This is a genomic window from Streptomyces sp. NBC_01320 (genome assembly GCF_035974375.1).
Classification (GTDB): domain Bacteria; phylum Actinomycetota; class Actinomycetes; order Streptomycetales; family Streptomycetaceae; genus Streptomyces; species Streptomyces yanii.
Genome location: NZ_CP108390.1, coordinates 1,457,406 through 1,472,417, shown reverse-complemented (window position 1 = coordinate 1,472,417; position 15,012 = coordinate 1,457,406). Strand labels below are relative to the sequence as shown.

The 15,012-nt window shown below is 68.6% G+C and carries 9 protein-coding genes and 5 pseudogenes; 9 read left to right on the top strand and 5 right to left on the bottom strand.

The genetic code is table 11. From position 1 onward, the window contains the following. Positions 1-47: 47 nt before the first annotated feature. Positions 48-464: pseudogene (locus tag OG395_RS07160) on the top strand (transposase); the annotation flags it as partial. A gap of 60 nt (positions 465-524) precedes the next feature. On the opposite strand, the gene OG395_RS07155 reads toward OG395_RS07160, so the two are convergent. Then, positions 525-1,283, bottom strand: coding sequence for a GntR family transcriptional regulator (locus OG395_RS07155; protein WP_326791699.1), 759 nt, complete (start codon positions 1,281-1,283; stop codon positions 525-527). A gap of 213 nt (positions 1,284-1,496) precedes the next feature. Here OG395_RS07155 and OG395_RS07150 point away from each other — a divergent pair, with 213 nt between their 5' ends. The 5 genes from OG395_RS07150 to OG395_RS07130 all read left to right on the top strand — a co-directional run bounded on the left by OG395_RS07150 (position 1,497) and on the right by OG395_RS07130 (position 6,340). Then, positions 1,497-2,654, top strand: coding sequence for an ABC transporter substrate-binding protein (locus OG395_RS07150; protein WP_327242129.1), 1,158 nt, complete (start codon positions 1,497-1,499; stop codon positions 2,652-2,654). After that, the gene (locus tag OG395_RS07145; protein WP_327242128.1) at positions 2,651-3,583 is read left to right on the top strand and encodes an ABC transporter permease; all 933 of its coding nucleotides are present in this window, start codon (positions 2,651-2,653) and stop codon (positions 3,581-3,583) included. Before OG395_RS07150 ends, OG395_RS07145 begins: the two co-directional genes overlap by 4 nt. Continuing rightward, the gene (locus tag OG395_RS07140) at positions 3,571-4,398 is read left to right on the top strand and encodes an ABC transporter permease (protein WP_326791696.1); all 828 of its coding nucleotides are present in this window, start codon (positions 3,571-3,573) and stop codon (positions 4,396-4,398) included. Before OG395_RS07145 ends, OG395_RS07140 begins: the two co-directional genes overlap by 13 nt. Then, positions 4,395-5,525, top strand: a complete 1,131-nt coding sequence (locus tag OG395_RS07135; protein WP_327242127.1) for an ABC transporter ATP-binding protein — start codon at positions 4,395-4,397, stop codon at positions 5,523-5,525. The genes OG395_RS07140 and OG395_RS07135 overlap by 4 nt, the downstream gene beginning before the upstream one ends. A 125-nt stretch (positions 5,526-5,650) precedes the next feature. Continuing rightward, positions 5,651-6,340 (top strand): HAD family hydrolase, encoded by a 690-nt coding sequence (locus OG395_RS07130; RefSeq protein ID WP_327242126.1) that lies wholly within the window; start codon positions 5,651-5,653, stop codon positions 6,338-6,340. A 164-nt stretch (positions 6,341-6,504) separates the two neighbouring features. Here OG395_RS07130 and OG395_RS58145 read toward each other — a convergent pair. Beyond that, positions 6,505-7,047: pseudogene (locus OG395_RS58145) on the bottom strand (alanine racemase); the annotation flags it as partial. A 62-nt stretch (positions 7,048-7,109) separates the two neighbouring features. On the opposite strand from OG395_RS58145, the pseudogene mobF reads away from it, so the two are divergent. Continuing rightward, positions 7,110-8,336 (top strand): annotated as a pseudogene (gene mobF, locus OG395_RS58140) (MobF family relaxase). 649 nt (positions 8,337-8,985) lie between these two features. Here mobF and OG395_RS07120 read toward each other — a convergent pair. Continuing rightward, positions 8,986-10,416, bottom strand: coding sequence for an IS1380 family transposase (locus tag OG395_RS07120; protein ID WP_327249265.1), 1,431 nt, complete (start codon positions 10,414-10,416; stop codon positions 8,986-8,988). 32 nt (positions 10,417-10,448) lie between these two features. Next, positions 10,449-11,486, bottom strand: coding sequence for a group II intron maturase-specific domain-containing protein (locus OG395_RS07115; RefSeq protein WP_327242125.1), 1,038 nt, complete (start codon positions 11,484-11,486; stop codon positions 10,449-10,451). Positions 11,487-11,600: 114 nt separating this feature from the next. Here OG395_RS07115 and OG395_RS07110 point away from each other — a divergent pair, with 114 nt between their 5' ends. Both OG395_RS07110 and OG395_RS07105 read left to right on the top strand, forming a co-directional pair. Continuing rightward, on the top strand, positions 11,601-11,948 hold the full coding sequence (locus OG395_RS07110) for a hypothetical protein (protein ID WP_266649909.1): 348 nt from the start codon (positions 11,601-11,603) through the stop codon (positions 11,946-11,948). A 132-nt stretch (positions 11,949-12,080) separates the two neighbouring features. Beyond that, a pseudogene (locus OG395_RS07105) lies at positions 12,081-13,202 on the top strand (recombinase family protein); the annotation flags it as partial. Positions 13,203-13,730: 528 nt separating this feature from the next. Here OG395_RS07105 and OG395_RS07100 read toward each other — a convergent pair. Then, positions 13,731-14,378: pseudogene (locus OG395_RS07100) on the bottom strand (reverse transcriptase/maturase family protein); the annotation flags it as partial. Positions 14,379-15,012 lie beyond the last annotated feature (634 nt).

Sequence of the window (15,012 nt, the reverse complement as noted above, 5' to 3'; positions counted from 1 at the left end):
GCGTCGGCGTCGCTCACTGACGCGGCAGGGCAAGCGCCGCGCGGCCCCTGCCCCCGGTCCGTCGGGACGTGGAGCGGGCCTTCTGGGTGAAGATCGCCGAGGGGCTGAACAGCGAGGATGCGGCGATCGCGTGCGGAGTGTCGGGGCCTGTCGGCTCACGGTGGTTGCGGGAACGTGGTGGCATGCCATCGATCCAGCTCGGGCCGCTGTCGGGCAGATACCTGTCGTTCGCCGAGCGTGAGGAGATCGCGCTGCTCATGGTTGAGGGCATGGGAGTACGCGAGATCGCGCGCCGGCTGGGCAGGTCGCCGTCGACTGTTTCCCGGGAGTTGCGGCGCAGCGCGGCCACGCGCGGCGGCAGGCTTGACTACCGGGCCTCGATCGCGCAGTGGAAGTCGGAGTTGATGGCACGGCGTCCGAAGACGCCGAAGCTGGTGGTCAACAAGCGGCTGCATGCGTATGTGCCTGGATGTGTGGCATCCGCAGATCCGGTGACCCCGCCGGCTCCGCTCGGCGACGATCGGTCAGCCACGGCGGCGCGACAGCGCCGTTGTGGCCACCGAGTTGTGGACCGTGAACGCAACCGTGCCCGGCAGGTAGCGGTCCTCCGACCACTCCAACGGCGTTCCCGCCGGGTCCGTGGCGCGCCGCCGCTCCCGTATCAGCGGCCCGCCCTCGGCGCAGCCGAGCAGGCCTGCGTCCTCGGCGGCGGCCCAGACGAGGTCAACCGTGTGTTCGGCGTCGGCGAACACCACGCCCTGCTCCGCCAGCGGCTCGGTGTGCGAGATCGCATCGGGCTCCAGGCGGGCGATCATGGCACCGATCTGCTCGGGGTAGATGGTCCGCTCAATCATGATCGGGACGCGCGACAGAGTCCGTAGCCGAAGCACCCAATAGACCTTCGATCCAGGTGCGAGACCGAGTTGCTCGCACTCCAACGGGTCGGCGAGACGGCGTTCGATGTCGATCGTGCGGCCGCCCGGTTCTTCCCCGATCGAGCGAGCCCAGCGGGTGAAGCTCAGCAGTTCGAAGAAGCTCTGGGTACGTGCGGTGCCGAGCACGACGCGCCGCGTGCCGCGTCGGGACGTGACCAGGCCATTGGCGCGCAGCACCCCCAACGCCTGACGGACGGTACCGCGGGACACCCCGTACTGCTGGGCGAGCTTCTCCTCACTGGGCAGCCGGCCGCCGGCCCCGTAGGCACCGGCCTCGATGGCCTCACGCAGGTCGGCCGCCAACCGTCGGTATCGCGCTCCGGTTGCCCCGCCACCTGCGACTGCCATTTCGCTTTCCCTCTCCCTCTGCGGCCCACGCCGCTGGCGTGACCCTATCCGTTCGCAGCCCAACCTGGCTGGCCGGGCCCTGACTGCCCGAACCGACCCGCGCCCCTTCCCGCGAAGATCGCCCACCCGTTCGACGGCGTTCACCTCCCGGACATCACCCTCCGAGGTAATGGCTCAAGTTGTACAGCCAACTTTACTCACCAGGAGAACCTCGTGCGACGACACCGCGTCCGCTCAGCCAGCCTCGGCTGCTCCCTCGTCGTGGCCGCGCTCACACTCAGCGCCTGCGGCTTGACCAGCAATAATGGGTCCGGCACCAGCGGCAGTAAGGCCGCGACGGCAACCTCGGCACAGGACCTCGGCGGCATGGACGCCCTCATCGCAGCAGCGAAGAAGGAGGGCAAGTTGAATGCCATCGCCCTGCCGCGTGACTGGGCGAACTACGGCGAGATCATCGACACCTTCGAGAAGAAGTACGGGATCAAGGTCGAGGTCGAGAACCCCGACGCCTCCAGCCAGGACGAGATCACCGCGGTCGCCTCGCGCAAGGGCCAGGACCGGTCTCCGGATGTCATCGACGTGGGCCGTGCCTTCGCCATCAGCGGGGCCCAGCAGGACCTGCTGGCGCCGTACCGCGTCCGCTCGTTCGACCAGATCCCCCGGACGCAGAAGGACGCCAAGGCCCGTTGGTACAACGACTTCGGCGGCTACGTCTCCATCGGCTGTGACGCGGCCCGCGTCAAGAAGTGCCCCAAGTCCTTCGCCGAACTGCTCGATCCGCAGTACAAGGGGCAGGTAGCGCTGACCGGCAACCCGACGAAGTCCGGCTCGGCCTTCGGCGCCGTGTACGCAGCGGCCCTCGCCAACCAGGGCTCCTTCGACAGCATCAAGCCCGGCCTGGACTTCTTCGCCCGCCTGAAGAAGACCGGCAACTTCAACCCCGTCGAATCGACCCCGGCGACCATTCAGAAGGGTGAGACGCCGATCAGCGTCACCTGGGACTACCTCAACGCCGGGTACGTCGACCAGCTCCGCACCAAGGGCGTCGACTGGAAGGTCAGCGTTCCGACCAACGGCATGTACGCCGAGTACTACTCACAGGCGATCGTGAAGTGGGCACCCCACCCGGCCGCCGCCCGCCTGTGGCAGGAGTTCCTGTACAGCCCGGAGGGGCAGAACCTGTGGCTCAAGGGACACGCCCGCCCCGTTTTGATGCCCGCGATGCACAAGGCCGGGACTCTCGACGCGAACGCCGCTGCCGCGCTCCCGAAGGCACCCGGCAACGCCACGGCCGCCTTCCCGACCGAGGACCAGATCAGCAAGGGCAAGCAGGCCGTCGTTCAGGGCTGGGCCCAGGCCGTAGCCGAATGAGCACCCTCAAGACTGCCGCCGCCGGCGACACCCGGCACCACTCCCTCGGCGGCAACGCCCGCATCGGTGCCGCCCGGCGGTGGCACCGTCCGCGCTCGGCAGGCTGGCTCGGCGTCGCGCCCCTCCTCCTGTTCACGGCCGTAGTGTTCGGCCTTTCCGCAGGGACGATGGTGTTCGGCGCGTTCACAACGCCCGACACCGCGCCGGGCGGAGCCCGCCTCACCACCGCGAACATGAGCGCTTCCCTGCATGGCCCCCACCTGACGGCCCTGCTCGGCAGCGTCAAACTCTCCGCAGTCTCCGCACTGATCGCCGCCATCGTCGGCCTGCCACTTGCCCACGCGGTCGTCACCTCACGATTCCGCGCCCTGCGCGAGGCGGTCCTGGCAGGGGCCGGCGTACTGGCGAACTTCGGTGGCGTCCCGCTCGCGTTCGCGTTCGTGGCGACGCTCGGCAACGCCGGCGTCCTGACGAGCCAATTCCATCTGGCCGACCATGGCTGGAGTCTGTACAGCTTCTGGGGCCTGACCTTGGTCTACCTATACTTCCTGGTACCGCTCATGGTGCTCACGCTCACCCCCGCTTTGGAGGGGCTGCGGCGGCAGTGGCGCGAGGCCGCCCACAATAACGGCGCGAGCACCTTCCAGTACTGGACGCACGTCGCACTCCCGATCCTCATGCCCTCGCTGCTCGGCGGCTATGTCCTGCTGTTCGGCACCGCGTTCAGCGCGTACGCGACCGCGGCCGCGATGGTCGGCAGTTCGGTTCCGCTTGTCACCATGCAGATCGCGGATGCGTTGTCCGGCGATGTGCTGGTCGGCGAGGGCAACGTCGCGCTGGCACTCGGCGTCGACATGGTGCTGGTCGCCGGACTCGTGATGGCCATTCACCTGCCACTGCACCGCAGGAGCGCGCGATGGCTCGCCTGACCCGCCCTCGCTGGGGGCGCGGTGCCGTGCTGCTGCTGACCGGTGTGTACTTCCTCGTCCCGCTCGCGTGCGCCATCGCCTTCAGCCTCGGAGTCGGCGTCCCGCACCAGGGCACCAGCTTCGAGGCCTACACCGCCATCTTCGGCGCCGACGGCTTCACCGAAAGCCTGACCCTGACCCTGAAACTGGCCGCGGCCACCATCGCGCTCGTTCTGGGCCTGCTCGTGCCCGCCCTGATCGCGGTCCGACTGGCCGCACCGCGGCTGCGTGCGCTCGTCGAGATCGTGTGCCTGCTGCCGCTGGTCGTACCCGCTGTCGCCCTCGTCACCGGGATCAGCACGGTGTTGCGCTGGGGCCCGGACCATTTCGCCGGCACACCGCTCTTCCAGGCGCTGATCGCACTCCAGAACCCGGAATTCCCCTTCGTTCTGGTGCTCGCGTACACGCTGATGGCACTGCCACTGGCGTACCGCACGCTCGACACCGGGCTCGCCGCCATCGACCTGCGCGTGCTCGTCGAGGCTGCCCGGGCCTGCCGGGCACCGTGGCCCCGCACGCTCATGCATGTGGTGCTGCCCAACCTGCGCGGCGCCCTCCTCAACACAGCGTTCCTGACCCTGGCACTCGTGCTCGGCGAGTACACCGCCGCCGCGGTCCTCGGATACCAGCCGTTTGCCGTGTGGATCGTCGTCATCAGCGGCTCCCAGGCACAGATGTCGGTGGCCGTGTCGGTGCTCGGCCTGCTCGTCACCTGGGTGCTGCTGCTGATGATCGCCGCCGCCGGACGCGCCCGCCGCCCCATGGAGACCTCATGACCACCCTTGCAACCGATCGCGAAACCATCAGTCCGACACAGACTGGCTCCACTGTCGAACTCCGCGGCCTGCGCCGCACCTTCGGCGCCACGACGGCACTGGACGGCCTGGACCTGACGGTCCGCCCGGGCGAACTCCTGGCGCTGCTCGGCCCGTCCGGCTGCGGCAAGACCACCGCACTGCGGACGGTCGCCGGATTCGAGCGGCCCGACGCGGGGGAGGTGGTCGTGGACGGGGAGGACATCACGTCCGTCCCCGCGCACCGCCGCGACGTGGGCATGGTGTTCCAGTCGTACAGCCTCTTTCCGCACCTGAACGCCCTCGACAACGTCGCGTTCGGACTGCGGATGAGCGGCACCGGCAAGGCGGCGCGACAGGCTCGCGCCGCCGAACTCCTGGAGCTGGTCGGGCTGCCGGAGCATGCCGCCCGTTTCCCGCGCCAACTGTCCGGCGGGCAGCAGCAGCGGATCGCGCTGGCCCGGGCCCTGGCACTGCAGCCGCGCGTGCTGCTGCTCGACGAGCCGCTGTCCGCACTCGACGCACAGGTCCGGCTGACGCTGCGCGAGGAGATCCGCCGCCTCCAGCAGCAGGTGGGCATCACGACCCTGATGGTGACCCACGACCAGGAGGAGGCCCTCTCCATGGCCGACCGGGTGGCGGTGATGCGCGGCGGACGACTGGAACAGTGTGCGCCCCCGGCAGAGCTGTATGAGCGCCCCGCGACCGCGTTCGTCGCCGAGTTCGTGGGGGTGATGAGTCGGATCCCGGCCCGGGCCGGGTCGGACGGCAGGACCGTGAACGTGTGCGGCCGCACACTGGCGGTCCACGGGACGCTGCCGGGCGCCGAGGTCGCCGGCGGAGCCCGCGACGTGGACGTACTGGTACGGCCGGAAGCGGTCGAGGTCACGGCGGACGGGAGCGGCACGTCCCGGATCATGGGCGCGGCGTTCCTCGGCTCCACGACACGGCTGACCGTACGCCTGGCCGACGGCGCCGAGGTGACGGCCGACGTGCCGACACACTCCACGGCCACGCTCCCTGTCGGTGCGGCGGTGACGCTGATGCTGCCGGACCGCCCGGTGCTGGTGGATCGTCGCCAAGGGAAGGGCGGCGGTGATGTGACCTGACAGCCCGGCCCCTGCTCGATCGGACGACTCCGCCGGCCCGGATCAGGCCACTTGATGATTCCGGCTTCCCCGTGGAGTACGTCCGCTTCAGCCCCCCTTTGCTTCGTACTGGAAAGAAACGCACCATGAATCGTCGCATCGCCGCGACTGGCCTTCCCTCCGCCGTGCTGTTCGACATGGACGGCACACTCGTCGACACCGAGCGGCTGTGGTGGGCCGCGGTGGAACAGGTCGCCGACGGGATCAGGCGGCCCCTGACCGCCGCGGACACACCGCATGTGCTGGGTCGGCCGGCCTCGTACACCGCCGCTCACCTGCAGAGCACGGGTGGCTCGGCGGCGCGTGACCTCGGCACGCTCGCGACTGAGCTGGATGCGGTGTTCGCCGACCTGGTCGCCCACGAGGTCGTCCCGTGCCCGGGCGTACTGCGCCTGTTGGACGAGCTGGCCGCGGCTGACGTGCCTGCGGCGATCGTCACCGCGTCGCCGCGCCATGTCCTCGACCTCGTGCGCAAGGCGCTGGGCGAGGAGCGGTTCGCGTGGACGGTCGCGGTCGAGGACACCCCCCGTACGAAGCCGGCGCCCGAACCGTACCTCGCCGCAGCCGCCGCCCTCGGCGTCGATCCGCGCACCTGCGTGGCCGTCGAGGACACGCCCACGGGCATCGCCTCGGCCGAGGCCGCCGGGTGCGCGGTACTGGCCGTGCCCTCCACCGTGCCGATACCGCCTGCGACCGGGCGGACCGTCCTCGATTCCCTGGAGCAGGCCGACTTGGGCCTGCTCTCGTCCCTGCTCACCCCGGCGGAAAGGAACTGACACCTTGACGCTCTCCCTCCTGAAGGAGGGACGGCGACGAGCCCTGCGGTGAGCGTCATCGCCGGTCGCAGGCCCAGGGCGGCCGGGCCGGCCACCTCCGGTACCGGGCTCAGGCCGAAGAGCGCGAGGCCGGGGCGTACGAGGTCGAAATGGGTGTGCGGAAGGGTGAGCGTGGCGGCCGAGTTGGCCAGGTGCAGGACTTCAGGGCTCAGCCCCGCCTTCCGCGCCAGCTGAACCGCGTCCCGGAAGGTCTCTACCTGCCGGTCGCACTCGGGGTGGCCGGGAGAATCGGCGTGGGAGAGATGAGACCAGATCCCCACGACCCGAACATGCCCGCATGCCTCTGCGCGCGAAGCCGCCTGAAGCAGCGCAGGCCAGTCGGCGCGGGAGGCGCCACCGCGCCCCATTCCGGTGTCGATCTTCAGATGCAGCAAACCCGGGCGGTCTGCAGCCTGGGCCGCCCGGGCTGCCGCCTCGACCGCCCACGGGGCGCCGGCTGACAACTCGATTCCCTCAGCTACGGCGGAAGCCCAGTCGTCACCGGGGGCCAGCAGCCAGGCGAAGGTCCGGCTGCTGATGCCCGATGCGCGCAGTGCCAGCGCTTCGTGCAAACGGGCGACGCCGATCCACGTCGCGCCGCCGGCCAACGCCGCGCGGGCGCACGGGATCAGGCCATGCCCGTAGCCGTCGGCCTTCACCACGGCCATCACGTCGGCGGAACCCGCTGCATCGCATAGCGCCGTCGACGGCACAGATCGCGTGGGCGCTGATGGGCAACGAGCATCGCCGGGTGCTGGAGCTGTGCCAGGACATCGCCCGGGACAAGACGCTGGCGCGGCTGGAGGAGTCGGTCGCGCAGATCCGCTGGGGGAGCGGCGGCAAGCACCGGCGTCCGGTGAAGGACGGGCTGATCGTCGCGGTCTTCCGGCACTACGAGTCGAGAGCCGGGAAGCCGCTGCTGCATGACCACGCCGTAGTTTCGATCAAGGCGCGGCGGCCGGACGGGAAGTGGGGGAACGTGTCCGCCGCCGACATCCTCGACAACATCGTGGCGGCCGGCACGCTTTACACCCTGACCTTCATGGAGGAGGTCTCTGCCCGGCTCGGGTGGGCGTAGGAGCCGCGGGAGGTGACGCCCGGCAAGCGCCCGGTCATGGAGATTGCGGGTATCGACCAGCGGCTGATCGGCTGGCAGTCGACCCGCCGCCAGCAGATCGCGGACGTGATGCCCGCCCTGCTGGCCGACTACGAAGAGAGGCAGGGGCACCCGCCGGGGGAGCGGGCCGGCTACGCGCTGGACCAGCAGGCCGCCGACCGGACGCGCCCGCCGAAGCGCAAGGTGCCGTGCTCGCTGTCCGAGCTGCGCGACGGCTGGAGAAGGTCGGCGATCCGGGCGTTCGGCGCCCGCACCGTCTACCGGCTCGCACAGCGGGCGCGGGCGGCAGCCGCGGCGGTGTGGGCGCGGGTCCGGCCGGTGGTCGACGTCGCCCTGGCTGCCGTCGCAGGCGGGCGGCAGCCAGCGCACCGACTCCACACACATCGTTGCCGCGGTGCGGGATCTGAACCGAGTCGAGCTGGTCGGCGAGAGCGTCCGCGCCGCCCTGAACGCGCTGGCCGCCGCATGCCCCGAATGGGTCGATCAGGTGCTGGTGGTGGAGGACTGGAGCCACCGCTACGCGGACCGGATCGACAACTGGCGACTGCCGAGTTCCAAGACCAAGCAGTACGAACTCGCGCTCGCCTACGCCGCCGACGGCTACACGCTGCTGCAGGCCCTCTACGCGCCCGCCTCGCCGGGGTGGCTGCGCGAGCTGCCCGCGGTGCAGACCCTACGGTGCGTGCTGGTGCAGAACTACACCCGCACCACCGACCGGGCCGGCAGGCTGCGGATCCGGCAGCGCGAGCGGACCGACGACGGCGGCGACGGCCTGCCGCCCGCCCCGATACGCCTGGCCTCTCCCTACGACACCGACACGCGTTGGTCCGCCAAGCGTGACCTGTTCTGGAACGGCTACAAGCTGCACGTCTCGGAGACCTGCCACCCGCAGACCGACGGCGACCGGCCGACCCGCCCGAACCTGATCACCAACGTCACGACCACCCGTTCCACCCTGCCGGACAGCAAAGCCCTGGACCCGATCCACCAGGCCTTTCGCCGCCGCCACCTGCTGCCCGCCCGGCACTACCTCGACTCCGGCTACCCCAGCGCCGACCTGATCGTCTCGTCCGCCAAGGACTACGGCATCGCCTTGGTCACCCCGGTCCTGCTCGACACCTCCCGCCAGGCCAAGGCCCAACAAGGCTTCGCCGCACACGACTTCACCATCGACTGGGATCGCAAGCGAGCCGTCTGTCCGGCCGGAAAGATCAGCGCCACCTGGAACAACGTCGCCCAGGAAGGCGTGGCCAAGACCGTCGTCGCCTTCGCCGCCCTGGACTGCATCCCCTGTCCGACCAAGGAGCAGCGCACCAGCTCACGAAAGGGCCGCCGACTCAGCCCGGATCCACCGGCTCACTTCGCGGGTGATCATTTCTGGTGGTCCGGGTCGGTGTGTCCGGCTGCGGGCATGAGGTGGCCGCTGGTCTGCCCAGCATTTCCACGGGTCCACAGCTCTCGGGCCCTCTCGGGCGGGTCGGATGGCGGCTCAGGCAGCCGATGGTGGGGCGTGCACGGTCCTGAACAGGGCCTCGAAGGCGTCCTGGTAGGGCCAGCGTTCGGGCAGGTGGAGGGTGAGGTGTCGAGCCGAACGGGCCAGCCGGGCGGGCACGTTGATCAGAGGGTCGCGGATGGTCGCGCAGGTGGCCTTGGCGTGGAAGGTGCCGGCGAGGGTTCCGCAGGCGCGGGTGAGGTTGAAGGCCAACGCGGCCGGCGCCAGCCAGGCGGAGTTCGCCTGGAAGCTCCCCGAGGGGGCGTGCGCGAAGGGGCCGTTCTTCAACTCCGCGATCACCTGTTCCACGATCGCGTGCCGCCGGTGGTCGGCCTCGGCGTCCACCAGCGGCAGGCGGGTGTCGGTGAACGCGGCGTGGCAGCGCCAGGCCGTGAACAGCTCGCCCTGCCCCTCGGGCACCGCCGCCGGGTTCAGGCGCTTGACGCGGCGCACGATCAACCGTGCGGTGACCTGCTGCTTCTTCGGCTTGGAGGCGAACGCGGTGTACTCGACCTCGGCGATCTCGGCGTCGGATATCCAGCGTTCCTCCTCGCTGTCCCACACTGCCTTGGGGTACTTGATCGGCCTCCAGGCGTCCTCGCCGATCGCTGCGATGGCCGCTTTGATCGAGGCGTTCATTCGCACCGTCACGGAGAACCGAACATCCAGGGCCCGGCAGGCGGCAATCACGTCGGCGGCGTAGTAGGCCGAGTCCGCCCGCACGATCAGCATGCCGGCCACGCCGCAGGCACGGGCGGTGCGGATCGCCTCGGCGGCGAACGAGCCCGCCCCACGCACGGAGTTCACACCGCCCCGGCGCAAGCGGGTGGCGGCGATGACCGGGGCGGCGAGTGGCGTGGAGAGCGTGGCGATCAGCGCGTTCAGGCCCTTGACCTTGTTGTATCCGTAGCCGACGCCCTGCTTGGCATAGCCGTGGGTCGGCTTGATGGTGTCGTCCAGATCGAGGTAGGCGACCGTGTCCATGCCGGGCAGCAGCGGGGTAAGTGCGGCCAGGCGTGGCAGGAACCGGCGGAAGACGGCGTGCAGTTGCTTCACGTGCCCGTGGGTGAAGGACCGCAGGAAGCTGCCCAGCGTGGACGGTGCCCGCACCCCGGTGAACAGGCGCTTCATCGCTCCGTGCCGCAGCCGGTCCATGTCATCGATGCTGTCCGCGCCCGCCGCCATCCCGGCGATGAGCGCCATCACCTTGGCCGCGGGGAAGGAACCGGTGCCGTTCTTCGAAGCCGGCAGGCGCACCCGCTCGGCGACCAGGCCGGCAAGCCCGCACCGCTCGGCCAGGCGCACCAGCGGAGCCAGCCCGCCGTACGCGATCAGATTCGGATCATCGAACCGTGCGGAGACCCTCGCCGTGGCGTGGGAAGATTGGTCGGGTAGCGGGGATGCATTGCTGCATCCCCGCCCCCTCAGAACCGGGCGAGCGAGTTTCCCCGCGCCACGGCTCAAGCAAGCCCCACGGGCTTCGCAGTAGCACTGTTTCCCCTGCCGCGACGGCCTGTGAGCCGTTGACGGCAGTGGGTGTGCACAAGTTGGAGCGCTTCATCCTTCGCGTCGAGTCGCCCCTCGCCGGTAGCCCGGACTTTCCTGACTGACCTGCGAGTTGACGCCTGCCATGCTTCCCATTCCTGCGGGCTGCGTGGCTGGTCGTCGGCGTGCAGGAGCCGTTCCTTGCAGAGCGGACAGAGTCCGCGCTGTTCCCGGGCAAGGCGGAGGGTCTCCTTGTCCAGCGGAAGCGGTTTTCTGCTGCGACGCTTGGCCCAGTACTCGGAGAGGGCAGCATCGTCGGGAGACGCCGCCCCTGCGACCAACTGGTGCCGGACGATTTGCGTCCAGACGAAACGGACCATGTAAGCACCGCTGTTGCGGTCCCCAAAGACCCATCGATCGTTTCTGGACGGGTTGAACCGGTCGAAGTATTGGTTGATCACCCAGCTCTTCGACTTGTTCGGGTGCGCGCGAAGTGCCCACTTGTAGGTGACCCGCCACAGATGATGATCCACCAGGGCGAACACCTCTTTGGACACCACGCTCCGGTAATAAGCGGCCCAGCCCCGCACAATCGGGTTAATTTTGCGGAGCACCGCGATGGCGTTCGTCCCGTGCAGGGCGCTCATCTCGGTGGTGAGCCGGTCCCGGATCCGTTTGACCGCCGTGGCGCTGGGTTTGATGAGGAGCTTGCCGTTGGGATACCGGCGAATGTTGAACCCCAGGAAGTCGAATCCAGCATCGATATGCGTGATCCGGGTCTTGTCCTCGTTGAAGGCAAGACCTCGGGGTCCGAGCCAGTCGGCCAGCCGTGCCTTGACCTGTTCGGCCTGGTCACGCGTGTGACACAGAGCGACAAGATCGTCGGCGTACCTCACCAGCACCACGGAGCCCGGGACTGTCCGCGCAGCATTACTGCCGAGCGTCGAGTATCTGACTCCGGCGGCTTCCTCCAGCCCGTGGAGGGCGACATTCATCAGAACGGGACTGATCACGCCCCCAACGCAATGGGCAACTTCTGCTTCGAGGTGACGCTCGGCTACCGGCGCTTGGAACTCCTTCCTCGCGCGGAGGGTAAGGAGCGTCACAATGGGTAGTAGGTTTGTGACATGGTGCGTGGTGATCGTGTCGATAGCGTCGAGTACGCCCGGCGGGTCAACGCCGCCGCGGATCTGGTCGGGGCGGGTGTGCCCGTGGCCGCAGCCGCCCGCACGTTGGCGAGTAGGTACGGGGTGTCGGTGCGTCAGGCACGCCGGTATCTGGAGCAGGCCATGGCCGCTGGACATCTCGAAGTCCCCGAGTCGAGCGTGGTGTTCACTGTCAAGCTGCCGCAGTCGCTGGCAGGACAGATCCGCGCCCGCGCCCACGAGAGCGACCGGGCGATCTCCGCGGTGGTGGCCCAGGCCCTGGCCGAATTCCTTGAGCGGGGTGCCCCGGAGGGGCGGCCGGGCAGGTGAGGGGCCGGCCGGTGGAGGTGGAGGCGGTCTTCGACCGTCATGCGGCGGCGGACTTGTCCGCGGCCTACGCGGCGTTGGTTCCGCAGCGGCGAGCCCGGATACCGGACCGCCTCGAGCAGGCAGGAGTGAGCGATGACCAGCGTGGCGATCTACGCCCGGGTGTCCTCGGCCCGGCAGAAGAAGGACCAGACGATCAGCTCGCAGACCGCGGCCCTGCGCGCGCACGCCGCAGAACAGCGTCTTGAGCTGCCCGAAGAGTGGGTGTTCGAGGACGAGGGGCACTCCGGGGCAACCCTGGTGAGGCCCGCACTGGAGCGGCTGCGCGACCTGGTCGCCCAGGTCGGCGTGGACGTGGTCCTGTGCTACGCGCCTGACCGCCTCGCCCGCAAGTTCGCCTACCAGGCCCTGCTGATCGAGGAGTTCGCCCGGGCCGGTACCCGGGTGGAGTTCGTCCGCGGCCCACGCGGCGACAGCCCCGAGGACCAGCTGATGGTCCAGTTCCAGGGCATGTTCGCCGAGTACGAGAAGGCCCAGCTGATGGAACGCTACCGGCGCGGGAAGACCTACCGGGCCCGCTCCGGATCGGTGAACGTGCTGGCCGGAGCCCCATTCGGCTACCGCTACCTGCGCAAAACCCCCGAGTGCGGGGCCACCTACGAGATCGTCGAGTCCGAGGCAGCGCTGGTGGTCGAGCTGTTCCGCCGCTACACCGACGACGGGGCCTCCATCGCGGACCTGACCCGCTGGCTCACCGACAGCGGCACTCCCACCCGCACCGGCAAGACCCGCTGGGACCGCAGCGTCGTCTGGGGCATGCTCAAAAACCCCGCCTACCAAGGGCAGGCAGCCTTCGGCAAGACCCAGATCCTCCACGAGTCCCCGGGCCTGAACCGCCGGGCCCGCCTGGAGGGCCGTGGCACTCCGCGCGCCGTCAAGACCGCCGACCGCTCCCGCGAGGAGTGGATCATCATCCCCGTTCCCGCGCTCGTCACCCCGGCCACCTTCGAACGCGCCGCCCAGCGGCTCGCCGACAACAAGCGCTTCGCTTCGCGCAACAGCAAGGTCCCCTCCCTACTTCAGGGCCTGTCGGCCTGTGTGAGCTGCGGATACGGCTACTACCGCACCTCGACCACTACTTCCTCCGGCAAGAAGATCTACTACTACCGGTGCCTGGGATCGGACGACTACCGCTACGAGGGCGGCCGGGTCTGCACCAACAAGCCCGTCCGCGCCGACTACCTCGACACCGTCGTCTGGGACCACATCATCGGCATGATCGCCGACCCGCACCTGATCCGGTCCGAGATCGACAAGCGGCTGGACCGTGCCCGCACCTCCGACCCCGCCACCCGCCAGCGCAGCCGTCTCGAACTGGCCCTGGCCAAGGCCACCGCAGCGATCACCCGCATGATCGAGGCGTTCCAGGAACAGCTGGTCACCATCGATGAACTGCGGGCCCGGATGCCCGGCCTGCGGGCCCGGGAGAGCAACCTGCGCGGCCAACTCGACGCACTGGAAGCCCAGCTCGCCGACCGCGACGCCTATCTCAAGCTTGCTGACGACCTCGAAGGCTTCCTCGCCCAGCTCCGCGAGAACGCTGGGACAGCCGAGGTCCCCGAACGCCAGCGCGTCCTGCGACTCCTCGTCAAGGACGTCCTCGTCGGCCCCGAGAAGATCACCATCCGGCACCGCATACCCGTGCGTGAGCACACCGCCGACGACCAGCATCAAGATCAAGACGCTACGGAGGGTGACTCATGCCCGAGTTACCCATTGCGTTGGGGGCGTGGCCACCCCTCCTTGCGGCGCGCCGCTCAGAGTGGCGTGCCACCTCCAGTCCTCCAGATACCCCGCCGTGAGCATGTTGCTCACCAGCCGAAGGAACCGGCCGTCGTGGACCTTCTCACCCAAGATCTCGATCATGACCTGATGGTCGAGTCGGTCGAAACATTGGGTAATGTCGCCCTCGATAAACCACGTCACACCTTGCCACGTATCTGCTATCTCACGCAGCGCAGTATGGCACCCTCGGCCCCTCCTGAACCCGTGGGAACGGTCGGAGAACTGAACGTCGTAGTACGCGTCGAGCAGCATGCGAACCACCTCGGCCAGCAATTTATCCGACCATCCAGGCAGTCCTAATGGCCTCCGTTTCCCGTTCTGCTTGGGAATATACGTCCGCCGGACGGGAGCCCACCGGTACCGCTCGGACCGAACGAGATTGATGATGCTCTCGACCTTTTCTAAGGACATGCCGTCCACGGTCTCTCCCGTGACGCCCGGAGTCATCGCACCCGCATTTGAGTACAACTTCCGGTAGGCCAGTAGGTAGAGCTCAGGATTGAACAGTTGTCTATACAGTCGTTCCAGCGGCAGACCCTTCCTACCGCGCTCACGAATGACCTCTAAGACGGTTTCGGCGTTCTGCATTACGCATCCCTCACGCGTCCGGAAGGTCCTGTCACCTGCGCCACTTTGCCCTGTGTCCGGCTTTCCCGGACTCCCCGGCAGGTCGTTACTCCTGCGACTACTATTGGCGCTCCGTCACCATGGGGCTCGCACCCTTTAGGTGATCCCGCGGTACGTCTCTGTTGTACGTCCGAGCACGACTTAGGCAACCCACTCATCTCTTTGACTGCCCTCACTGGGCATCACCCGCCCCACGGAAGTTGCATCAGCAGGCGAACGATACTGACGCATGGAGCGGCACCGGTTACAGACGTCTTTCCGGTGGGCGCGGACATTCACCGATCGGAGATTAGGTTTCAAGCAGTCTAGCTTTTGCCTTATCGCACGGGTCCCACAGCGCCCCGCTTCGACGTCTTCGCGCGGTCGCTGCTTTCCTGACATGCTACTGTCCCCTTCGTCTTTCGATTCCAGGTTAGTCATTGGACCCAGGAACATTCTTCCAAGTTCTTCCCGATTGAATCGGGGATACAACAGAGCGCCTCACGGCGCACTTCGCCCGTCCGGCTTTCCCCTCACCTGTGACATCCGGATGGAACGGATGTCCTTGGGCTTGAGCCCTGAGCTTCGCACCCTGCCGTTACCAGCAGCGCACGTC

What these genes read in the sequence shown, in the direction of transcription:
- OG395_RS07155 (WP_326791699.1), bottom strand. Translation starts at nt 1,283, where the DNA reads ATGGCAGTCGCAGGTGGCGGGGCAACCGGAGCGCGATACCGACGGTTG.
- OG395_RS07145 (WP_327242128.1), top strand. Translation starts at nt 2,651, where the DNA reads ATGAGCACCCTCAAGACTGCCGCCGCCGGCGACACCCGGCACCACTCC.
- OG395_RS07140 (WP_326791696.1), top strand. Translation starts at nt 3,571, where the DNA reads ATGGCTCGCCTGACCCGCCCTCGCTGGGGGCGCGGTGCCGTGCTGCTG.
- OG395_RS07130 (WP_327242126.1), top strand. Translation starts at nt 5,651, where the DNA reads ATGAATCGTCGCATCGCCGCGACTGGCCTTCCCTCCGCCGTGCTGTTC.
- OG395_RS07110 (WP_266649909.1), top strand. Translation starts at nt 11,601, where the DNA reads ATGGTGCGTGGTGATCGTGTCGATAGCGTCGAGTACGCCCGGCGGGTC.
- OG395_RS07135 (WP_327242127.1), top strand. Translation starts at nt 4,395, where the DNA reads ATGACCACCCTTGCAACCGATCGCGAAACCATCAGTCCGACACAGACT.